General features: G+C 70.2%; 20 protein-coding genes. 5 read left to right on the forward strand and 15 right to left on the reverse strand.

Annotated features, from left to right (window positions below; translation table 11 throughout):
- Nucleotides 1–26: 26 nt before the first annotated feature.
- From VHD82_RS33125 to VHD82_RS33150, 6 genes are read right to left on the reverse strand one after another with little or no spacing between them, the layout of a single operon-like run.
- The gene (locus VHD82_RS33125) at nt 27–2,084 is read right to left on the reverse strand and encodes a tetratricopeptide repeat protein (RefSeq protein WP_325712847.1); all 2,058 of its coding nucleotides are present in this window, start codon (nt 2,082–2,084) and stop codon (nt 27–29) included.
- Nucleotides 2,085–2,143: 59 nt separating this feature from the next.
- A complete protein-coding gene (locus VHD82_RS33130) occupies nt 2,144–2,704 on the reverse strand; it encodes a histidine phosphatase family protein (protein ID WP_325712849.1) in 561 nt (186 codons plus the stop codon).
- Nucleotides 2,704–3,093 (reverse strand): VOC family protein, encoded by a 390-nt coding sequence (locus tag VHD82_RS33135; RefSeq protein ID WP_325712891.1) that lies wholly within the window; start codon nt 3,091–3,093, stop codon nt 2,704–2,706. Before VHD82_RS33135 ends, VHD82_RS33130 begins: the two co-directional genes overlap by 1 nt.
- A gap of 32 nt (nt 3,094–3,125) precedes the next feature.
- Nucleotides 3,126–3,878, reverse strand: a complete 753-nt coding sequence (locus tag VHD82_RS33140; RefSeq protein WP_325712851.1) for a phosphosulfolactate synthase — start codon at nt 3,876–3,878, stop codon at nt 3,126–3,128.
- Nucleotides 3,875–5,035 carry an acyltransferase gene (locus VHD82_RS33145; protein ID WP_325712854.1) on the reverse strand — a complete coding sequence of 387 codons (1,161 nt, stop codon included), beginning with the start codon at nt 5,033–5,035 and terminating at the stop codon, nt 3,875–3,877. The genes VHD82_RS33140 and VHD82_RS33145 overlap by 4 nt, the downstream gene beginning before the upstream one ends.
- Nucleotides 5,032–6,516, reverse strand: coding sequence for a class I adenylate-forming enzyme family protein (locus tag VHD82_RS33150; RefSeq protein WP_325712856.1), 1,485 nt, complete (start codon nt 6,514–6,516; stop codon nt 5,032–5,034). The genes VHD82_RS33145 and VHD82_RS33150 overlap by 4 nt, the downstream gene beginning before the upstream one ends.
- Before the next feature lie 259 nt (nt 6,517–6,775).
- Here VHD82_RS33150 and VHD82_RS33155 point away from each other — a divergent pair, with 259 nt between their 5' ends.
- Entirely contained in the window at nt 6,776–7,621 is an 846-nt protein-coding gene (locus tag VHD82_RS33155; RefSeq protein WP_325712858.1) for an alpha/beta hydrolase family esterase, read from the forward strand.
- On the opposite strand, the gene VHD82_RS33160 is transcribed toward VHD82_RS33155, so the two are convergent.
- The 4 genes from VHD82_RS33160 to VHD82_RS33175 all read right to left on the reverse strand — a co-directional run bounded on the left by VHD82_RS33160 (nt 7,614) and on the right by VHD82_RS33175 (nt 10,872).
- Nucleotides 7,614–7,910, reverse strand: a complete 297-nt coding sequence (locus VHD82_RS33160) for a hypothetical protein (protein ID WP_325712860.1) — start codon at nt 7,908–7,910, stop codon at nt 7,614–7,616. The genes VHD82_RS33155 and VHD82_RS33160 overlap by 8 nt on opposite strands.
- Before the next feature lie 44 nt (nt 7,911–7,954).
- Entirely contained in the window at nt 7,955–8,383 is a 429-nt protein-coding gene (locus VHD82_RS33165; protein ID WP_325712862.1) for a 50S ribosomal protein L11 methyltransferase, read from the reverse strand.
- Nucleotides 8,384–8,833: 450 nt separating this feature from the next.
- Nucleotides 8,834–9,772 (reverse strand): ribose-phosphate pyrophosphokinase, encoded by a 939-nt coding sequence (locus VHD82_RS33170; RefSeq protein ID WP_325712864.1) that lies wholly within the window; start codon nt 9,770–9,772, stop codon nt 8,834–8,836.
- Nucleotides 9,773–9,804: 32 nt separating this feature from the next.
- Nucleotides 9,805–10,872: a hypothetical protein gene (locus VHD82_RS33175; RefSeq protein ID WP_325712866.1), complete on the reverse strand. Its 1,068-nt coding sequence runs from the start codon at nt 10,870–10,872 to the stop codon at nt 9,805–9,807.
- A gap of 50 nt (nt 10,873–10,922) precedes the next feature.
- Between VHD82_RS33175 and VHD82_RS33180 the strand changes: the two genes are divergently transcribed.
- Nucleotides 10,923–11,699 carry a rhomboid family intramembrane serine protease gene (locus VHD82_RS33180; protein ID WP_325712868.1) on the forward strand — a complete coding sequence of 259 codons (777 nt, stop codon included), beginning with the start codon at nt 10,923–10,925 and terminating at the stop codon, nt 11,697–11,699.
- Between the two features lie 4 nt (nt 11,700–11,703).
- On the opposite strand, the gene VHD82_RS33185 is transcribed toward VHD82_RS33180, so the two are convergent.
- Nucleotides 11,704–13,107, reverse strand: coding sequence for a sialate:H+ symport family MFS transporter (locus VHD82_RS33185; protein ID WP_325712870.1), 1,404 nt, complete (start codon nt 13,105–13,107; stop codon nt 11,704–11,706).
- Nucleotides 13,108–13,207: 100 nt separating this feature from the next.
- Between VHD82_RS33185 and VHD82_RS33190 the strand changes: the two genes are divergently transcribed.
- Both VHD82_RS33190 and VHD82_RS33195 read left to right on the forward strand, forming a co-directional pair.
- Nucleotides 13,208–13,873 carry a FadR/GntR family transcriptional regulator gene (locus VHD82_RS33190; protein WP_325712872.1) on the forward strand — a complete coding sequence of 222 codons (666 nt, stop codon included), beginning with the start codon at nt 13,208–13,210 and terminating at the stop codon, nt 13,871–13,873.
- Between the two features lie 560 nt (nt 13,874–14,433).
- Nucleotides 14,434–15,354 carry a dihydrodipicolinate synthase family protein gene (locus VHD82_RS33195; protein WP_325712875.1) on the forward strand — a complete coding sequence of 307 codons (921 nt, stop codon included), beginning with the start codon at nt 14,434–14,436 and terminating at the stop codon, nt 15,352–15,354.
- A 19-nt stretch (nt 15,355–15,373) separates the two neighbouring features.
- Here the strand turns inward: VHD82_RS33195 and VHD82_RS33200 are convergent, their stop codons facing one another.
- The 4 genes from VHD82_RS33200 to VHD82_RS33215 all read right to left on the reverse strand — a co-directional run bounded on the left by VHD82_RS33200 (nt 15,374) and on the right by VHD82_RS33215 (nt 19,584).
- Nucleotides 15,374–15,754, reverse strand: coding sequence for a group 1 truncated hemoglobin (locus VHD82_RS33200; RefSeq protein WP_325712877.1), 381 nt, complete (start codon nt 15,752–15,754; stop codon nt 15,374–15,376).
- Nucleotides 15,738–16,382, reverse strand: coding sequence for a hypothetical protein (locus VHD82_RS33205; protein WP_325712879.1), 645 nt, complete (start codon nt 16,380–16,382; stop codon nt 15,738–15,740). The genes VHD82_RS33200 and VHD82_RS33205 overlap by 17 nt, the downstream gene beginning before the upstream one ends.
- Entirely contained in the window at nt 16,379–17,536 is a 1,158-nt protein-coding gene (locus tag VHD82_RS33210) for a globin domain-containing protein (protein ID WP_325712881.1), read from the reverse strand. The genes VHD82_RS33205 and VHD82_RS33210 overlap by 4 nt, the downstream gene beginning before the upstream one ends.
- A gap of 263 nt (nt 17,537–17,799) precedes the next feature.
- Nucleotides 17,800–19,584 (reverse strand): gamma-glutamyltransferase family protein, encoded by a 1,785-nt coding sequence (locus VHD82_RS33215; RefSeq protein WP_325712883.1) that lies wholly within the window; start codon nt 19,582–19,584, stop codon nt 17,800–17,802.
- Nucleotides 19,585–19,869: 285 nt separating this feature from the next.
- Here VHD82_RS33215 and VHD82_RS33220 point away from each other — a divergent pair, with 285 nt between their 5' ends.
- Complete coding sequence (locus VHD82_RS33220) at nt 19,870–21,009, forward strand: sugar ABC transporter substrate-binding protein (protein ID WP_325712886.1); 1,140 nt, start codon at nt 19,870–19,872, stop codon at nt 21,007–21,009.
- Nucleotides 21,010–21,049 lie beyond the last annotated feature (40 nt).

Raw genomic sequence — 21,049 nt, forward strand, 5'->3', positions numbered from 1 at the left:
CCGATCTTGTCTCTCCGGCCAAGCCCTCAGCTTTCCGCGCGGGAGTCGGCCAATGCCTGTTTCGCGAGTTCGTCACCGCGGGCGGCGGCACGCTGGTACCAGGTGGTGCCCTCGGCGAGGTTGCCGCGGCGCCAGTGCAAAGCCCCGAGGTTGACCTCCGCGGGCAGGTGCCCGGCTTCGAGCGCGCGGAGGTACCACTGCTCGGCTTCGGTGTACTCGCCGTGTTCCTGCAGGATCGTGCCGAGGTTGAGCATCGCCTCGGGCAGCCCGTGTTCGGCCGCGCGCCGGTACCAGGCCTCGGCGTCCTCGGTGCGGCGGCGCTGTTCCAGCAGCACAGCCAGGCCGAATTCCGCCACCCGCGGGTGCTCCGCGGTCGCCGCGCGCCGGAACCACGTCTCCGCCGCGTCCAGATCTCCTTGGCTCCAGAGGCTTCTGGCCAGTTCGAGCGCTGCTTCGGTGTCGCCTTCCTCGGCCGCGACCCGGCGCAGCGCCTGCACGTCCTCCCGTGGCACTCCGGTGTTCCCGGTCTGGGACAACAGGCCCATCAGCCGCACCGCCGCCGCGTCCCCGGCGAGCGCGACCCGCCGCAGCAGTTCCGCGCCCCGCTGGCGATCCCCGTGCAGGATCTCCAGCACCGCCTCCTTGCGCGCCCCGGCCGGATCACCCGCCGCCGACGCCTGACGGTAGGCCGCGCGGGCCTGGTCGATCCGGCCGGTCTGCGCGAACAGCCCGCCGAGGTTGGTCAGCCCCTTGATGTCCCCGGCCTCGGCGGCCCGCCGGTACCACGACTCCGCGCTCGCCACGTCCTGGCGCGCCTCGGCCTGCGTGCCCAGCGCGGACATCGCCCAGCTGTTGCCCGCCTCGGCGGCGCGCAGGTACCAGCCTTCGGCCGCGGCCTCGTCCCCGCCGGTCTGCGCGGCCCAGCCCAGGTTGTACATCGCGAACGGGTCGTTGCCCGCCGCCAGCACCGACCACAGCCTGCTCGCTTCCGCGATCCGGCCGTGCCGGGCGGCCGCCCCGGCGATGCGGAACATCTGGTCCACGGCCAGCCCGCGGGTGCCCAGCAGCCGGCGCCACACCGGGTCGGGGATCTCGTCCCCGGCGGCCTCGGCGTCGTCGACCAGGTAGTCGAAGGCGACATAGCGGTTCGGGTCCACCGGTCGCAGCGCGCAGGCGGCACCGCGCGCCGGTTCGACGGCCCACGCCAGCGCACCGGCGAGATCCGTCTCGCCGAACCCGCTCCGGAACTGCGCGGACAGGTACGGGGTGTGCAGCTCCACCAGCCAGTCCAGCGGGACCGGGTCGAGATAACCGGCGCGCCGCAGGTCCACCGCCGCACTGATCAGGGCCGCGCCCGGCTCGTTCTCGGCCGCTCGCCAGCGCTGCACGGCGGCCGGGGCCGCGGCCAGCTGCTCGGCGAGTCCGGCGTCTCCGTCGAGCGCCTCGGCGATCCGGGCGTCACCGCGGAACCGTTGCGCCACCGCGATTTCCGCCTGGTCCAGGCGCCGCGCCAGCAACACCGGGCCGGTCAGCATCCGGCCCGTTTTGTCGGTGTCGAGCGCGGGGCGGGCGCCCGAGCGCAGGGTCGCGAGCAGCACGACGTCGGGACGGCCGGGCGGGCACAGCGCGCCGAGCAGCCCGTCGTCCAGGCTGTCGGTGGACAGGTAACGGTCCAGGTCGTCCAGCCACAGCACGGTTTCGGTCAGCCCGATGCTGGTACCGGCCAGCGCACGCAACGCCGCGGTGTCCCGTGGCACGACGAGCGTGCGCCAGCTGAGCCGGGAAGCGTTACGCAGCACCGCCTCGTACGCCGAGCGCGTCTTGCCCGCGGCCGAATCCCCTTGCAGCACCACAAGACCGCCCCGGGAGAGCGCACGGTCCAGTTCGGCGTCCGCGGTGCGCGGCACGTACGGCGGGAGCGGTTCGCCGCCGGGCAGTTGCCAGGCCGGATGCACGCCGAGGCGGAGCGGGTCGAGCCCGCCGATCGGGACGAGTTGGATCGCGCCACTGTCGCGCAGCGACCGGATCACGCTGTTGTCCGCGGCGGCGGCGACGCGCCTTCTCCGGCGTTCGAACAGCGGCACCGGCCCTCCTCACTCCCGCGGCGGCCGCCACCGCGATCGCATCCCGGACTCAGACGGCGCTACTTTCCCACAAAACTACCCAATGGGGTGACAGTGGCGTTGCCTACCGGGACTCGGGGCACCGATTCGCCGGTCCGCGGGTCGGCCGTGGTGGTCGCCACCCGTACCGGGCCACCGTGCGCGACCAGCACCAGGTCGCGCCCCTCGTAGCGGGCCAGCGCGGCGTGGATCCGCTGGTACAGGTCGAGAATGCTTTCGCCGCCTTCGGGATGCCGTCGTGGCTCCCACCACAGCCCGTCGATCACGTCCTGCACAGTGCCGTTCCCGAGCGGGTCGGCGAACGCCCGGCCCTCCAGGAAGCCCAGGTTCTGCTCCCGCAGCTCCGGATCGATGAGCACCTCGAGGCCCAGCGTGGCGGCGATGATGTCCGCCGTCTCCCGCGCCCGGCTCAGATCGCTGGAGATGATCGCGTCGGCCCGGCAGCCGGCGAGCAGCTCCGCCGTCCGGGCCGCCTGCTCCCGCCCGCGGGCGGTGAGCGGGCCGGCTTCGGGGCACTGGCCCTGCACACGGCCGGCCAGGTTCCACTCGCTCTCGCCGTGCCGCACCAGACGTAGCACCATCAGAACTGCAGCCGGGGATCGTCGTAGTTCTTGAACTCCAGCACGTTGTTCGACGGGTCGACGAGCGCGATGGTGCGGTGCTGCTCGGCGGTGCCCTCGAACCGCAGCGCCGGGCCGGCCAGCACCTTCAGCTTGCGGTGCTCCACGAGCCGCAGCAGCCGGTCGAAGTCCTCGGCGCGGGCGAAGCTCACCCCGAAGTGCCGGGGATACATCACGGCTTCGGCCGGGACGTCGTCGGAGAGGTGGCAGACCAGCTGGTCACCGAAGAAGTCGAAGGTGACCCGGTCGTCGTAGCGCCGGGCCATCCTGGCGCCGATCCCGAAAACGTAGTACTCGACCGCCTCGTCGAGATCCCGCGCGGGGATCGCGATGTGGCAGGCGTCGTGCATGTCGCGCACTGTCTTGCTCCTTTGTGGACGGTTCAAGCCACGGAAACGGCCCGTGACACGGGGAAATCGGCGGGTGCGAACTGGAGCAGGGTGTCGCCGCGCAGGCCTTGGCGCAGCGTCTCCACCCCCAGCACGTCGGCCGCCGCGATGTTGCCGAGGTTCACCTCGGGCCCGATCTCGCGGATCAGCTCCACCTGCAGGTCCTTCGTCGGCGCCTCGAACAGCAGCCGGCCCGGGTCGACCGCGGAGAGCACGGCCCGCAGCACGTCGTCGCGCAGGTGCCCGTCCGGCCGGGCCATCCCGCTGCGGCCGCTCTCCCTGGTCTCGGTGATCACCAGCTCGGCGCCGGCCGCCAGATCCTGCTCGATCGCGCCGACCCAGTCGTCCGGGGAAAGCCGCGCGGAACGCTCGGCGTCCTTGTAACCGACCTCCGAGAGCACCGGCCGGTGGCCCGCCATGCGCCGCACGTAGCCGGCCTTCGCCTCCTGGTCCAGCGGGATGGTCCCGTTGGACACCTCGATGTGCGTGGCCCCGGTGCGGTCGACGAGCGCGAGGTAGTCGTCGACCCGGCCACCCCACAGGTACCGCTCGAACAGCGTCCCGCCGAAGTAGAACCCGATCCCGGCGTCGCGCAGCACGGCGATCTTGCGGTCGAGGTCGCGGGTCACCAGCGCGGTGCCCCAGCCGAACTTGACCAGTCCCACGTACTCGCCGTGGCTGGTGATCACATCGGTGAACAGGCCGGTCGGCAGGCCGGGGTCGATCATCATCGTGGTGCGGCTCATCGGGCTCCTCCTGAGTTCACGAGCGCGAGGTCCTCGCGGCTCTGGGCGGGAACGTCCCGGCGCACCGGGCGGGCCCAGACCCGGCCGGAGAGCGCGAGACTGAGCGGGGTGCGCCGGACGGCCGCGGTGACCAGTCCCGACGCGAGATACAGCACCGGCAGCAGCACCAGCACGAGCACGGTCAGCACGAGCGGATTCGGCACCGTCTGGGCGTAGTCCACCCAGCCGAGCCACGTGGCCGCCAGCAGCGCGCCCTGCAACAGCAGCGGGTGCACGAGGTAGATACCGAACGAGGCGTCCGAACCGCCGCGCACCAGCTTCTCGCCGGGGCGCCCGCGTTCGGCCCACAGCAGGCCGGCGGCCAGGAACGCCCAGGCGACACCGAAACTCTCCACCACGACCACCGGCTCGAACACGATGCTCGCCGCCAGCGGGTCCAGCCCCTCGGCGTAGACCTGCAGCAGATACACCCCGATGCCGAGCGCGATCGACGCCGCGCAGGCGCCGAACGCGATTCGCACGTGCGCTCTCGTCCAGGCGATCAGCCGCTCGCGGTGCCAGGCCGCGATCCCGCCCGCCAGGATGTAGCCGAGGTAGCTGGGCAGCAGCGCGTCCGGCGCGTGCACCCAGCCGGCCAGCGGTCCGGGCGCCCAGTTCCGTTGCACCGCAAGCGAGAACAGCAGCTGGAAGGACACCGCGAAACCGAGCAGCAGGCCGTGGTGTCTCCGCGTGACCCGCAGGAACGCGCGCAGCAGCGGATACACCAGGTAGATCTGCATCGACACCAGCAGGAAGTACAAGTGGTAGCGCGCGGTGCCGGTGAGCAGCTGCCGCACGAAGTTCTGGCCGAGGTAGGGCCCGCCGTTGGCGAAGAAGTACAGCACCGTCCACGTCAGATACGGCACCACCACGAACAGATAGCGTCGCCGCCAGAATTCCGGCCAGCGCATCTTCTTGCCTTTCGTGCTGTAGGTGAGCACGAAAGCGGTCAGCAGGAAGAAAACCTCGCGACTGACGTGGAAGACGATGATCAGCGCGCCGATCTGCACGGTGGGCACCACGGGGGCGAGGGCGAGCACGTGCATCCCGATCACCAGGCCGACGGTGAGCACCCGGACCAGGTCGACGTAGTGCAGGTGTTCCCCGCGCCCGCTCATTGAGTGCCCGCCAGCTCGGCCCGCAGCGCACGTCGCAGCACCTTGCCGGTCGGACCGAGCGGCAGCGCGTCGGTCACTTCGATCACCGTCGGCCGCTTGTACCGGGTGAGCCGCTCGGCGCACCAGTCGCGGAGCGCGCTCGCGAGCGCGTCGGCGTCGGACTGTTGGCTGGTCACGAACGCGACCGGGACCTGGCCGAGCCGTTCGTGCGGGGCGCCGACCACCGCGACCGCGGCCACGCCGGGATGCGCCAGCAGCACGTTTTCGACTTCCTGCGGGTAGATCTTCTCGCCGCCGCGGTTGATCACGTCGTCCGCGCGCCCGGCCAGCCGCAGGAACCCGGCGTCGTCGAGGACACCGACGTCGCCGGTGCGCAGCCAGCCTTCCGCGGTGCGGGCGGGCCGGACGCGTTCCGGCCCTGCGCCGTCGAGTTCGAGGTAACCGCTGACGATCTGCGGCCCGCGCAACAGGACTTCGCCCTCCGCGCCGGTCGCGACCGGGGTTCCGTCGGGCCCGCCGACGATGAGCTCCAGCTCCACCGGCAGCCCCACCGAACCGCGCCGGCGCCGCGCCGGATCGAGCGGGTTCGCGGTGATCTGCCCGGCGGCTTCGGACATGCCATACGTTTCCAGCACGCCGATCCCGGTGTGCTCGGTGAACGCGCGCGCCGTTTCGGGCGGCAGCGGCGCGGAGGCCGAACGCGCGAAGCGGATCCGTTCGGCCACACGGGATGAGGGCGCGGGCTGGTTCGCCAGCGAGGCCAGGACAGCGGGGACGGCGTTGAGCCAGGTGGGGGAGTGCTTCTCGACGCGGGCCCAGTATTCACCGGCCTCGAACCGCCGGTCGATCACCAGCGAGCCACCGCCCGCCACCGTCGCCAGCAGGCCCATCACCTGCGCGTTGACGTGGAAGAGCGGCAGCGGGGTGTAGCCGCGTTCGCCGGGGCCGAACCCGTGGTGCCGCGCGACCCGGCCGGCGGCGTGCATCAGCTGCCACTCGGTCAGCGGGATTCCCTTGGGGCGCCCGGTGGTTCCGGAGCTGGTGAGCAGCACCGCGGGCCGCAGCGCGGCGGCGTCGCTCGGCCGGGCCGTCGTGGTGGCGGACCAGACCAGGCGCGGCCCTGCGAGGTCTACCTCGCAGGTGTCCGTTTCCGGCCGGATGACCGGCTCCGCGTGGTCCGTGGCCAGCACGTCGACCCGGAGCCTGGTGAGCACCTCCGACAGTTCCGTGGCGGTCAGCCGCGGGTCGATCGGGGCGGCGGTCAGCCCGGCCGAAAGACAGCCGAGATAGGCGGCGGTGAACACGAGCGGATCGGCGATCACGAGCCCCACGCGGCTGCCCGGGCGGACGTCGCGCCATCTCGCGGCGTGCCCGGCGACCTCGCGCCAGGTCAGTGCCCGGCCGTCCGCACCCGCGAGGAAGGCGGGCGAGTCCGGTTGCTCGCGCGCCCGGGTGGACAGTAAACGGGACACAATCGCCATAAAGCCCTCCACACGCTTTTCACCGAACTGTGACCGAGTTTGGTCATGTTTCCTAGGAGTGCGCTGGCAGGCTCATGAGAGATACCTGAGAAGGCCGCTGTTAACACGGCTTTGCGCACCCCAGGGGCACACTGTGACCATGAAGTTTTGGCGCCAGACGCGCGGCGGCACCGCAATTGGACAAATTGCGCGGGTCGTTTTGGTCGTCGGCGCGCTGGTCACCCTAGCGGCCTGCTCGGTATCCGCTCCGGTGACACCCGTGACCTCCGCGGCGCACGCTGTGCCGGCGCAGTCCGCGCTGGTCAAAGGGATTTCCACGGTGCAGCGCGACCTGAGCATCGGCGGGACGAAACGCTCTTATCTCGCAGTCAGGGCGAGTACGAAACGAACCGGACTTCCGTTGCTGGTGGTTTTGCACGGACGCGGGATCACGGCCAGGCAGGAATCGACACGAACCGGATTTCTCGACTATGCCCAGCGCGGTCTCGCGGATGTGGTCTACCCCGTGGGAATCGGCGAGTCCTGGAATGCGGGGCACGGTTGCTGTGGATTGGCTGTGAAAGTCGGCGCGCACGACACGGCATTCGTGACGGCCGTGGTCGGCGATGCCACGCGCTATTTCGGCAGCGACCCGCGGCGGGTGTACCTCGTCGGCTACAGCAACGGCGGGCGGCTCGCGTTCACCGAGGTGTGCGAGCAGCCGGGCCTGTTCGCCGCCGTGGCCACCTACGGCGCGGTGCCCCCGGCGAGCTGCCCGGCGCGAAAACCGATCTCGGCGCTGATCGCCTCCGGCACCAACGATCCGATCGTCCGGCAGGCGCGTTCGGCACCGAGTTCGACGGCCGCCGTGGACTCGGTGGTGTCGCAATGGCGGACACAGAGCCATTGCACCGCCTCGGCCACCGGCCACACCGGCCCGCTCACCACCACCACGTGGACGGGCTGTGACGCGGGGACCGAGGTGGTGGGCGGGATCTACCAGGGCCTGACGCACTACTGGCCGGTCGCGGCCAAGACCTTGGCCCCGTACACAACCCCGGTCGGCGACCAGGCCGCGGCGGCGAACGTCATGTGGAACTTCCTGTCCGGCCACACCCTCACTTAGCGGCGGTCAGCCGACAGAGCACGGTTCGCTCGCCCGCCCGGGCGGCATGGAGCGGGTCGGTGCTGTCGGCGACGCTGGTGTGGCGAGGAGTCGTCTCGTGCCGGGCGGTGACTGTGAGACCGGCTTCGGCGATGCGCGCGAGAAGCTCGTCGCGGGTGCGGAGACCGAGGTGTTCGGCCAGGTCCGACAGGATCAGCCACCCTTCGCCGTGCGGCGTGAGCCGGTCCGCGAAGCCGCCGAGGAAGCGGTTCAGCACGTCGGAGGCCGGGTCGTAGATCCCGAGTTCCAACGGCGAGGTCGGCAGTCCGGGAAGCCAGGGAGGGTTGCCGACGATCAGGTCGGCGCGCCGCCGGCCGGCGGGCCAGAGATCGGCCTCGGTGACCCGGACCCGGGTGAGACCGAGCCGTTGCATGTTCTCCCGCGCGCACCGCACGCGCGTGGATTGATGTCGGTCGCCGGCACTTCCCGGGCGCCGCGCCGGGCGAGTACGGCGGCGAGCACTCCCGTTCCCGTGCCGATGTCGAATACGACGGGGTGCTCGATGCCGTACGGCAAGGGAGCCTGGGCGACGAGATCGACGTACTCGTCGCGGGTCGGAGCGAAGACGCCGTACGCGGGGTGCAGCCGGGCGCCCGAAGCGGCGATGTCGATGCCCTTGCGGTGCCACTCGTAGGCGCCGATGACGCCGAGAGGTTCAGGCAGCGAGACGAGCGTCGTCGCTTCCCCTGGCTTCCCGTACGCGTGCTCGCGCGCCGCACGCACGTCAGGTGCCCGGCGTAGCGGAACCGAGTGGTCTTGCTGCAGCGTGATCAGTATTTTCCCGAGTATTGCCGCTCGTTCCGCGCGAGCCTTCCTGTTCGCGCGGAAAAGGGCGCCCAGGTCGGCGCGCTCTGCCGCCGGGGTCGATCGCGCCGGGAGACGGCGGTCGGTGGCGCGCATGAGCTGCCTGGCGTTGCGGAAGTCGCCTCGCCAGAGCAGACCAGAGCCGGAGGGCCTCGAGCGCGGAAATGCGGTCGTCGACGACAGCGATGCGCGCTGGTGCCGGAGTCCTGTTCTCCGGGCACCAGATCGCGCTTTGCCGTGTTCCGTCCTCAGTCCAGCTGGCCGTGGACATGTGCTGCTCGTGCGCCGAAGCGCGGGAGCAGCGGTCGCCCAGAACCATCCCCATGGTCACAGCGGATCAGTTCCTTCCGGTCAGGTCGTCCAGCGTGCTCAGTCGAAAAGCGCGCTGACGGACTCGCCGTTGTGGATGCGGCGCATCGCTTCGGCCAGTGCGGGCGCGATGGACAGCACGGTCAGCTTGGGCTCCGGTTCGGCCACGCGCACCGGGACCGTGTTGGTGCACACGATTTCCAGCACGTCCGGCTCGTCGGCGATCCGCTTGAGCGCGTCGCCGGCGAACAGACCGTGCGTGCACGCCACGCGGATCGACCGCACACCCAGCTCCCGCAGCCGCGCCAGCACCTCCAGCACCGTGCTGCCGCGGGCGATCTCGTCGTCGAGCACGATCACGTCCCGGCCCGCCACCTCGCCGATGATCGAGCTGATGGTCACCTTGTCGTCGGCGAACCGTTCCTTCGCGCCCGCCGCCACCGGCACGCCCAGCAGCCGCGCGAAATGGGACGCGGGCTTGGCGTTGCCCAGGTCGGGGGAGACGACGGTGGTGCGCGAGAGGTCGTAGCCGCGGAAATGCCGGGCCAGTTCCCGCAGCGCGTGCAGGTGATCCACCGGCACGCTGAAGAACCCGTGTACCTGCGGCGAATGCAAGGTCATCGCCAGCACCCGGTTCGCCCCGGCCGTCACCATCAGGTCCGCGACCAGGCGCCCGCCGATGGAGATCCGCGGCGCGTCCTTCTTGTCCGAGCGCGCGTAGGCGTAGTGCGGCATCACCACCGTGGTCCGCGCGGCCGAAGCCCCACGCGCGGCGTCGGCCATCAGCAACAGCTCGACGAGATTTTCCTGCACCGGGGCGACGATCGGCTGGATGAGGAACACGTCGCGCTCGCGGCAGTTGGCGCCCAGCTGCACTTCCAGGCAGTCGTTGGCGAACCGCCGCACCCGCACCGGATGCAGCTCCACGTCCAGGTTCGCGCAGATCTCGGCGGCCAGCTCGGGATGGGCACTGCCACTGAAGACGGCGATTTCGCGCACGAGGCGAACTGTACCCGCTGCGTCGCCGTCGCTCAGGACGTCCGCAGCCAGAGGTGGGACGCGTCGGGCGCGGTGGTGGCCAGCAGCAGCCCGCCGGGCACCGACGCGAAATGTGCCTCGGGTGCGCTGACGGGCAACGACAGCTCGGTCCAGGTCGCACAGTCGCGCGTGACCGAGTAGAGCTTCGCCTGCGAATCCACCCGCAAGGTCACGAATGCTTGCGCGCCAAGGGAAGCCTGCGTTATGTCCACAGTGGACCCAGTGGGCCCGGTCCGTGCGTCGCCCACCGGGCCGCCCGGACCGGCGGGCCAGCACAGCGCCTGTGGCCGTGTGCCCGCGCTCGCCCCGAACAACACGCAGCCCGTCGTGTCACAGGCCGGACGCTGCGCGGTGGAGCCGGTGCCGGGCACGGTGAGGCGCTGCCAGCTCTGCCTGTCGCGTGAAGTCCACGCCAGCGGGAGGAGATCCGCGCCGCGCTGATTGCCGCCCGCCACGAGGAAACCGAGCGGTCCCGAAGTCACGCCCACTGCGCTCGTCTGCTCGCCCGCCGCCGAAGCCAGCGCCGGGTCGTCGGCGTCGAGCTGCCACGAGCGAGCGTCGGCCGTGGTCCACACCGCCGCGCCGTACCGCCCGCTCGCCCCATCCCATTGGCCCACCAGCAGCCCGGCCGCGGCCGCGTTCACCGCTATCGAACGCGGGCCGCCGAAGGTCTCGAACGGCTGCGGATACTCGACCAGCGACGTGCTGTTCCCGCTCCACACCGTCATCCGCGGGCTCCCGTGCGCGCCACCGAAAGCCTGCCCCAGCACGGTCACCTGCCCGCCGCTCACGCCCGCCGACGCCAGCTCCGCCTGGAAGGCGTAGGCGCTGTGCGGCGCCAGCGCGACCGGCTGCCAGCTCCGCCCGTCGGCCGTGGTCCACGCCGCGGGCGCCCGGCCGTCCGGGCCCGGCACCGAACCGAGCACGAGGATCCCGCCGTCGACCGGCACCATCGCCAGCACACGCGCGCCGGCCGCGGGCGCGGGCAGCTCCGACCACCCCGGTGCCGGCGCGGAACAGGCCGTCAGCATCAGCACCGCGATCAGCAGCCACCGCACCATCCGGTCACTTTGCCACGGCGAAACCCGCTCCGGTGCGGTATTCCTAAGGCGTGATCCCCGTCCACGACCTCAACCCGCTGCGCCGAACCCCGTGGCTGACCTACGGGCTGCTTGCGGCCAACGTGGTGGTGTTCCTGTTGATGCCCGCCGCGGCGCACAGCCTCGCGGGCAGCACGTCGCTGGGCCAGCTGTGCGATCTGCAGGCCTTCGTCGAACGCTGGGGCGCCGTGCCGCGGGAACTGATCGGCAACTCCACGCCGAGCCTCGTGCCGACCGGCCGCGCCGTGGTCACCCAGCAGGGCGCCGGCTGCCTGCTCGGGCAGCCCGGCTACACGAAAACGCCGGTGCTGTCGGTGTTCACGGCGATGTTCCTGCACAGCAGCTGGACCCACCTGATCGGGAACATGCTGTTCCTCGCGGTGTTCGGCAACAACATCGAAGACCGGCTCGGCCGGGTGCGCTTCCTGCTGTTCTATCTCGTGTGCGGGTACGCCGCCGGGTACGGGTTCGCGCTCACCGACCCGTCCTCGGATCAGCCGCTGATCGGGGCCTCCGGCGCGATCGCCGGGGTGCTCGGCGCCTATCTCGTGATCTACCCGCGGGCGCGGGTGTGGGGCCTGATCCCGGTGCTGTTCTTCCTGCCGCTGCGCGTGCCCGCCTGGCTGATGCTCGGGATGTGGTTCGTCCTGCAGGCCTTCTACGCCACCGGGTACGGCACCGCGGACGCCGGTTCGGTGGCGTACGCGGCGCACGTGATCGGGTTCGTCGTCGGCGCACTGCTGGGTTTCACCCTGCGCCGTCGACGGCCCCGGGCAAGTCCACAGTAGACACTCAGACCACGGTGGTCTCTTTCCGTTCGCCGCGCGGGGTCAGCCTTCCCGGCACGTTGAACCCGACCAGCAGCGCCGTCACCACGGTCAGGCCGACGGCGAGCCACAACAGCGCCGGGCCGAGGCCGATGCGCGCGGCCACCTGCGCCCCGGCGAGCGGAGCGACGGCACCGCCGAGCGCGCCGACGTTGTAGGTGAACCCGAGGCTCGCGGCCCGCAGCCGCACCGGGAAATGGTCGCCGATGTACTTCGGCAGCAGCCCGGAGATGCCCGAACTGGTGCCCTGCAACGCGAACAGCAGCACCCACACGAGCACGATCGAACCCGAGCCGAGCGCGAACGCGGGGAACACGAACACCAGCGACAGCACGAGCCCGCCGACGTAGGTCCGCCTGGTGCCGAACCGGTCGCCGAGGACACCGGCCAGGCACGAGCCCGCGGCGTAGCCGAGCCCCGCCCAGGTGAGTGCGTTGGCGACCTGGCCGGCGTCGTAGTGGAGGTCCGTTTTCAGGTAGGTGGGCAGCAGCGACTGGATCGGCCACGAGTACAGGAAGGCGCAGAACACGGTGACCATCAGCCCGACCGCCATCGGCCACGACTTCCCGCTCACCTGCACCGCGAACGCCACGAAACCCAGTACGCACAACACGATGTAGAGCGGATACAGCGAGCCCGCGTTGCCGGAGAAGATCAGCACGAGATTCACCGCGACCACGATCGCGATCACCACGTTGGCGACCGTCCAGCGCCGGTCCAACAGCGCGGTGGCGCTCGTGCCCTCCTCGGATCCCGCGACCTGCTCGGTCCAGTCCTTGGCCTCGGGCAGAGATTTGCGCAGCCACAACGCGATCAGCACCGGCAGGATGCCGATCCAGAACAGCCAGCGCCAGCCGAAGTCCGGCACGATGAGGTCGTAGGCGCGCGCGGCGAGGATGCCGCCGATCGGGTAGGCCGAGAGCAGGAAGCCGCTGGCGCGGTTGCGCAGTGACTTCGGCCAGCTCTCCATCACGTAGGTGCTGCTGGAGCCGTACTCGCCGGCCATCCCGATGCCGACGACGGCGCGGAAGGCGAACAACGCCCAGTAACCCCAGGCGAAGCCGCACAAGGCCGTGCCGACCGCGTAACAGACGATGCTGAGGATCATCGCCGGGCGGCGGCCGAACCGGTCGCCGAAGGCGCCGAGCGCGAGCCCGCCGAACCAGCGGGACACGAACGCGGCGGAGACCAGGGTGGCCGCACTGGCCAGTGACAGGTGGAACTCGGCCCGGATCTCGGTGAGCACCAGCGTGATGATCACGAAGTCGAACCCGTCGAGCAGATAGCCGAGCCAGGCGGCGCTGAAGGCTTTCCACTGCCCGGGGCCGACCTGCCGGTACCACGGAAGGCGCGGGGAACTGCTGTTCATTGCTTACTCTCTTCGTCGAGGACCGCAATGGTGCTCGTAGGACGTTGGACGTCATATGATAACGCGGTACGCTAGCTCAGACGTCGAAGCGAGGGCAAGAGTGCGGACCACACGCAGCCAGGAACTGGTCGATTCCATCATCGAGCTGATCGACCGGCGCAAGCTGCGCGCCGGCGACCCGCTGCCGCCGGAGCCGCGGCTGATGGAGGAGTTCGACGCCGCCCGCAACTCGGTGCGCGAGGCCCTGCGCACGTTGCAGGCGCTCGGCATCGTCGAGATCCGGCACGGTTATGGCACCTTCGTCGGCAACGCGAGCATGGCGGCGTTGAGCCCCTCGCTGCTGTTCCGCACGCGCGCGCATTCGCGGGACAATCTGCGCGGATTGAGTGATCTGCTGGAGGTGCGGCAGATCCTGGAGACCGAGTTGACCAAGAAGGTCACCGCGGACGAGTCGCTGCTGGCGGATCTCGGCGAATGCGTGGAGCAGATGGCCGACCCGGCGACAGCCGTCGCCGCCGATCGCCGGTTCCACGAGCGCATCTGCGTCGCGGCGGGCAACGACCTGGCGCTGGAGCTGATCCGGCTGTTCTGGGATGTCTACCGGCAGACCGAGTCGCTCATCGGGGCGCGGACCTCGAAGCCGGATTCGCTGGTGGTCAAGCACAGCAAGATCGTGGAGGCGATTTCCTCGGGGAAGGATGCCCGGATCGCCGAGGCGGTGAGCCTGCACTTCGACGAGATCCGGCGCCGGATCGCGGCGCGGTGAGGCGCGAGGCGGCCCGCGCCGGCGGTCCGCCCCCCGAGTTGGGGTTCATACCGTCGCCAGCGACCCCGAAATCACTTTGCCCTGGGCTCACACCTTGCGCCGGAACCGCCGCCCGAAAGACCAAAGCGTGATACTCCTGGAAGTAGGCGACGGGATGAAACCCGGCTCCCCACCCAGCCACGCTGGAACCGTCGGCCGAGCTACGGACCCCCCTTCATCCTGGAGCCAGCCCGCCCGGCGAGGGCAATCTCTTGATCTTTGAACTCGCCCTGCGACAGCAACGGACGTGCGCAGAGCGCGTTCTGTGCACCCCACCCTCGCCCCGATCCTTGAGTGTTCGCGGTTCCGGGGCGAGGGAGGGGTGTGGACGTGCGGTGCTCGCTTTGCATCGCCGGGCGGCGGTTCTGTTCGTGGCGGCGGTTTTCGCGCCGAGACCCCGTAAGCCCGTCCTCGACAACCGCCCTAAGCCACAGCTCACACCGCACCGGCGTTGACCTCACCGCCACCCGGGTCGTAGCCTGACATAGGACGTCCAACGTCCTATGAGAAACGGAGCAGTGATGACCGACCCTGTCCTCGACCATGGCGTCGTGCCACCGGTGCTGACCCCGCTCACGCCGGAACGGGAGCTGGATGTGCCCTCGCTGGAACGACTGGTGGGTTTCCTGCTCGAAGCGGGCGTGCACGGGTTGTTCGTCACCGGCTCCAGTGGCGAGGCGGCGTACCTGCCCGACGACGTCCGCTACCGCGTGCTCGAGGTGACAGCGGGCGTTGCGGCCGGGCAGGTGCCGGTGCTGGCCGGGATCATCGACACCAGTACGCCGAGGGTGGTCCAGCACGCGTACGCCGCGAAGGCGCACGGTGCGCAGGCGCTGGTGGCCACCGCGCCGTTCTACGCGCCGACCGCGCCGGCCGAGTTTCCCGGGCATTTCCAGGCGATCCGCGCCGCCGTGGATCTGCCGTTGATCGCTTACGACATCCCGGTCTCGGTGCACGCCAAACTGGCGCCCGAGCTCGTCGCCGAGCTTGCGGCGGCCGGGACGATCGACGGGCTCAAGGATTCCAGCGGTGATCTCGACGCAGTGCGCGCCGTCCTCGAACTCGTGGACGTGCCGGGGTTCCGGGTGTTCACCGGGTCCGAGACGATGGCCGACGTGGCACTTTTCCTTGGCTCACAAGGACTCGTGCCCGGCCTCGGCAATGTGGACCCGCATGGGTACGTGCGGCTGTACGAAGCCGCCCGGCGCGGCGACTGGGCCGCTGCCGCGGAAGAACAACGCAGGTTGCGGCGGCTGTACACGTTGATCACGGTCGGCGGCAGCCGGATGGGACGCTACTCCTCGGCGATCGGCGCGTTCAAGGAAGCCCTTGTGGCGCAAGGAATTCTGGCCCACGGAACGACGAGCGTGCCGATGATCCCGCTCGACGGCGCCGAACGGGCCGCGGTGCGTGCGCGGCTCGCGGAGGCCGGTCTCGGCTGACCGGCCCCCGCGAGCGGCACTAGTCACCGGGGACGGCGAGCTTGGGCGGCGCGACGATCTCGGGGGCCAGCGGGGCGATCGCCGCGATGATCTGGTCCACGAGATGGCCGGGCACGCCCGCCGCGTTCAGCGATTCGGCGAGCAGGGTGGCCACCCGGTCGAAATCCTGCCGGCCGATACCTCTGCCACGGTGGGCGTCCCGCATGCTCTGACCTTCGTAGTGGTCCGGTCCGCCGAGTGCCTTGGCGAAGAATTCCACCTGGCGGCCCTTGAGCCGCGGCATGTTCGCCCCGGCGAAGTAGACCGCCAGCTCCCGGTCCGCCAGCACCCGGTCGTAGAAGTCGTCCACCACCGCGGTCAACGCCTCCTGCCCGCCGATCTGGTCATAGATGCTGGTCATGGCCACCTTTCCGGTCGTCGATGTTCTCGGGCAGACGCGCGAGCTTGTCGACTTCTTGTGCGAAGGCGTCGGACGCGGCGTGCAGCTGCACCTGGATCGCGTGGCAGAAGGCGCGGAGCCAGGCCAGCCGGCGTTCGAGCTCCTCGACCTCCGCGGTGCGGTTGCCGCCCGCCTGTGCGCGGTAGGTCTGCACAGCTTCCTGCGCCGCGGTTTCCGCGCGCTGCTGCGCGTCCTGCAACAGCGCGCTCGCGTGGCGCCGGGCGTCACCCGCCATCCGGCGGCAATGCGCCTCCGCCTGCGCGATGTAGGCCTCGGCCTGCAGCTGCGCTTCGGAGAGCAGGTTCACCGCCGCCACGTCCACCTGGACCGGCAGCAGCGCCGGGTCGACGTTCTCGCCGTGGCTGCGGTACCAGTCGCGAAGCCGGTCCACTTCCGCGCGCAGGCGGGCGTTTTCGGCTTCGCCCGCGGCGATCTCCTCGGCGAGCCGGCGCTGGAACAGTTCGACCTCACCGGGATCGACCCCGCGGCGGCCGATCGGCGACCGGCTGAAGGTCACGCTGCGGATCCGTTCCGGCGTGAGTGCACGGCGGAACGAGGGCTGTCGCTCGTCGTTGGCCTGCAGTGTCATGCTGAATTGTCCCCTTGGAAGATGCCCGGCCCGGGTTCGGCCAGGCTGTCGTAGCCGGAAAAATCCTCGAAGTGCAGGCGTTCCGCGGCGATCCCCGCCGCCAGCGCCATCTCCCCCGTCGCGGCCACCATCGTCGGCGAACCGCATACGTAGATGTCCTGGTCCGGCCATGGTCCGTAGCGCAGCGCGATCTCGCCGACCAGGCCCCGTGCCCCGGGGAAACCCCGGTCCTCCGACACCACCGGCGTCACCCGGAGCCGGGGCAGCGCGCGGCCGAACGCCCGGATTCCGGTCAGGTCATGGAAATCGTGCCCGGTGCGCGCCCCGACGAACAGATGCACCTGCCGCTGGAAACCCTCGTTCGCGAACTGGCCGAGCATCGCCTTGAACGGGGCCAGCCCGGTGCCCCCGGCGATCAGCACCACGTCCTGTTTGTGCTCCACGGTCAGCTTCACGCCGACGGGCGAGCCGAGGCGGAGCAGGTCTCCCGGCGCGACGGCCTGCACGAGCGCGGAACTGACCGGTCCACCGTCGATCATCCGGACGTGCAACTCGATGATCCCGTCCTCGCGTGGCGCGTTGGCGGGGGAGTAGTAGCGCCAGATCCGGGGCCGCAGATGGGTTTCCACCGCGACGCTCTGCCCAGGCAGGTAACCGAGCGGGCGGTCGGCGCGCACGACCAGGACGGCGACTTCGGCGGTGCGCCGTTCGTGCCGCACCACTTCCGCGTTGTACCAGGGCGGCGACGCCTGCGCGCTCTCCCGCGCGGCCGTGGCCATCACGTCGGACACCAGCCCGTAGGCCGCGGTCCAGTCCCTGGCCAGCGCGGGAGTCCAGTCCTGGCCGAGAAAATGTTCGAGAGTGCTCAGCAGGGCCTGGCCCACCGCGGGGTAGTGCTCGTCGGTCACCGCGAATTTACGGTGATCACGGCCCAGCTGCTGCAGAAACGGGACCGCGGCGTCCAGGTTGTCGACGTTCGCGACCACCTTGCCGAGTGCGCCGAGCAGTTTGTCGCGTTGCCCGGACATCCCGGCCGGGAACATTTCGCGGACCTGTGGATGGGTCAGGAACAAGGTCGAATAAAAGAACAACGGAACCTGGCTGCCGAATCCCGAGACGACGTGCCAGCTGTTCCGAAGGCGGTCGGTATCCACCGTGCGCTCGAGGTTCCTTTCTCCCGCCCCCGAAAAAGCCTGACTGGCCGATCCCCGTTACGCCATTCGGACCTGCTGGATCGGCTGGTTTCCCGGAAGAGCTTAATTCCGTCGCAATTTGCATTCAAGTGCTTGCATGTGGTGGGAAAAAATTTCAGCGTTTCTGTCCGGTATGGGCAGCAGGTAACCTCACCCTCCGTCGAATTCGGGCATCGCGGAGCGTTGTTTCCGGAAAAAGGGATCCGAAAAGGAGCCGCGGCCGGTCACCGGCCCGCGGCGTAACCCTGCATGCCGCGCGGATTGGCACCCGCCGCGAGCAGGCCGGTTTCCGGATCACGGGCCACCGCGCACAGCCGTCCTTCCGACCACGGGCCGGCGACAGTCACGAGATGCCCGCGTGCTTCCAGCGCTTCGACGACGTTCGCGCCGATCCGCGACTCCACGGTCACCCCGCCCGGCACCATCGCGCGCGGGTAGAACGAACTGGGGAAACTGTCGCTGTGCCAATTGGGTGCGTCGATGGCACCCTGCAGATCCCAGCCCCCGCGCACCTTTTCCCGCAACGCCACGGCGAGCAGGAAATGCGTGCTCCACTGGTCCTGCTGATCCCCGCCCGGCGTGCCGAAGGCCAGCACCGCTTCGCCGTCGCGCAGCGCCATCGACGGGGAAAGCGTGGTGCGCGGCCGTTTTCCCGGGGTCAGCGAGTTCGGCAGGCCGGGGTCGAGCCAGGCCATCTGCAGCCGCGTGCCCAGCGGGAAGCCCAGGCCCGGCACCGCCGGGTTGGACTGCAGCCAGCCGCCGCTCGGGGTGGCCGCGATCATGTTGCCCCAGCGGTCGACGACATCGACGTGACACGTGTCCCCGCGCGTCGCGCCGTCCTTGGCGACCGTCGGCTCACCCGCGCCCGCCGGGGTCACGATCCGCCCGCCGGCGGCGACGAATTCCAGGTGCTCGCTCAGCCGCGCCACGAGGCCGTCCGGGCTGCCGGGGCGCAGCTCGTGAGACGCCCGCTCACCGATGAGAGCGCGGCGCTTTTCGTTGTAGGCAGGGGAAAGCAGCGTGTCCAGCGAGACCTCGGCGCAGTCGCCGTAGAAGGCCTCGCGATCGGCCATCGCGAGTTTCGTGCCCTCCAGCAGGACGTGGTAGTAGTCCGGGGTGGCGTACTCCAGCTCGCCCGGCAGCAGGGCCAGCTGCTGCAGCAACGACGGCCCCTGGCTCCACAGCCCGGGCTTGGCGATCGTCCAGCCGTTCCAGGTGTAGGTGGCCGGCGCTTCGTAGCTCGCGGAAAACGCGGCCAGGTCATCGCCGGTCAGCGTGCCGCGGTGCCGTTCCCCTGAAGTGTCCATTGTGGATTCCGCGGCGGCCGCGGCGAGCGCTTCGGCGATGAAGCCCGTACGCCAGACCTCGCGCGCCGCTTCGATCTGCGTTTCCCGGCCCGGGCCCGCCGCCTCCGCCTCGGCCAGCAACCGCCGCCACGTGTTCGCCAGCACCGGGTTCTTCAGCAGTTCGCCGGGCGCCGGCGCTTTCCCGTTGCGCAGATACAGTTCCGCGGAGCTGGTCCATTCGGTCTCGAACAGCTCCCGCACCGTTTCGACGGCCGCGCCGATCCGCTCCACGGCGGGATGCCCGCGCTCGGCGTAGGAGATGGCGTATTTCAGCACCTCGGCGAGCGGCTTGGTGCCGTGGTCACGCAGCAGCGTCATCCAGGCGTCGAACGCGCCCGGCACGGCGGCGGCCAGCGGGCCGGTGCCCGGTACGAGGTCCAGGCCGAGCGAGCGGTAGTGCCGGACGGTGGCCCCGGCCGGCGCCGGTCCCTGTCCACAAAGGACTTCCGGCGGCCTGCCCGCCGGCGCGAGGATGATCGGCACCTCCCCGCCCGGCCCGTTCAGGTGCGGTTCGACGACGTGCAGCACGAACGCGGCGGCGACCGCGGCGTCGAAGGCGTTGCCGTCGTCCTCCAGCACCGCCATCGCGGTACCGGACGCGAGCCAGTGGGTGGCGGAGACCATGCCGAAGGTGCCCTGGAGGGTGGGCCGAGTCGTGAACACGCCGCGAGTATCGCCCGCGCGGCGGCCCGTCGTCCAAGATCCAGGAGGTGCCGACCCACGGTGATCAGCCGTCACGGTGAGTGGCCGCGCGCAGATGCACAGCGGAACCGCTGGTCGCGGACGGTGCAACGTGTCGGCGAGTATCACGGCCCGTTACCGGAACGTGAACTGACGTGCGGGCTTAATCGTTCCAGAAGTCTTCCGTTCGTGACCGTCCGCGAAGTATGTTGTCGCGCACAACATTCGAATGTTGCCGACCACAACATTTCCTCTCTAGGGGACGCAATGAAGCGGAGAAAGACCCTTGCCCTGCTCGCGGTAGGTGTCGGTGCCACCGTGGCGCTGACCGCCTGCGGAGCGAACAGCTCGAGTAACTCCGGCAGCGGCGGCACCAGCGCCTCCGCGGGAGCCGGCAACGCAAGCAACAACGGCCCGAAGGTCGGCGTGATCCTGCCCGAGACCGCGACCTCGGCCCGGTGGGCCGGATTCGACCAGCCGATGCTGCAGGACGCGCTCACCAAGGCCGGGATGAACCCGATCATCGAAAACGCACAGGGTGACGACCAGAAGTTCTCGCAGTACGCCGACAGCATGCTCAGCCAGGGCGTGAAGGTGCTGATCATCGCCGCTCCCGACGGCGACGTCGGCGCCACCGTCGAGCGCAAGGCCAAGCAGCAGGGCGTCCCGGTCATCGACTACGACCGGCTCAACCTCGGTGGCAGCGCCGACTACTACGTCAGCTTCGACAACGTCCACGTCGGCGAGCTGCAGGGCGGCGCGCTCAAGGACGCGCTGGCCGCCAAGCCGGGCGCGCAGGTCATCGAGATCGAAGGCTCGCCGACCGACAACAACGCGACCCTCTTCTACAACGGCCAGATGAACATCCTGAACCCGCTCTACCAGTCGGGCGCGATCAAGCGGGTCGCCACCCAGCGCATCGACAAGTGGGACAACGCGCTCGGCGGCACCACGTTCGAGCAGTTCCTCTCCGCCAACGGCGGCAAGGTGGACGGCGTGCTCGCGGCCAACGACGGCCTCGCCGGCGCGATCATCACCGTGCTGCAGAAGAACGGCCTCGCCGGCAAGGTGCCGGTGACCGGTCAGGACGCCAGCGCCGCCGGGCTCAAGGCAATCCTGCAGGGCGTGCAGTACTCGACGGTGTTCAAGCCGATCCTGCAGGAGGCCCAGTCGACCGCGCAGCTGGCCGCCGCGCTGATCAAGGGCGACACCGCGGCCGCCGATTCGGTGGCCAAGGACTCCTCGACGGACCCGACGGGCAACCGTACCGTCAAGTCCGTGCTGCTCACCCCGCAGCCGATCACGAAGGACAACGTCAAGATCGTGGTGGACCAGGGCTACGTCAAGGCGTCCGAGATCTGCGGTGGCGACACGGCCGCCACCTGCGCGCAGCTCGGTATCAAGTAACGAACTCACCGCACCCGCCGCGCCGAAGTGCCGCCCCCCG

The sequence above is a fragment of the Amycolatopsis sp. genome, from assembly GCF_035546795.1.
Classification (GTDB): domain Bacteria; phylum Actinomycetota; class Actinomycetes; order Mycobacteriales; family Pseudonocardiaceae; genus Amycolatopsis_E.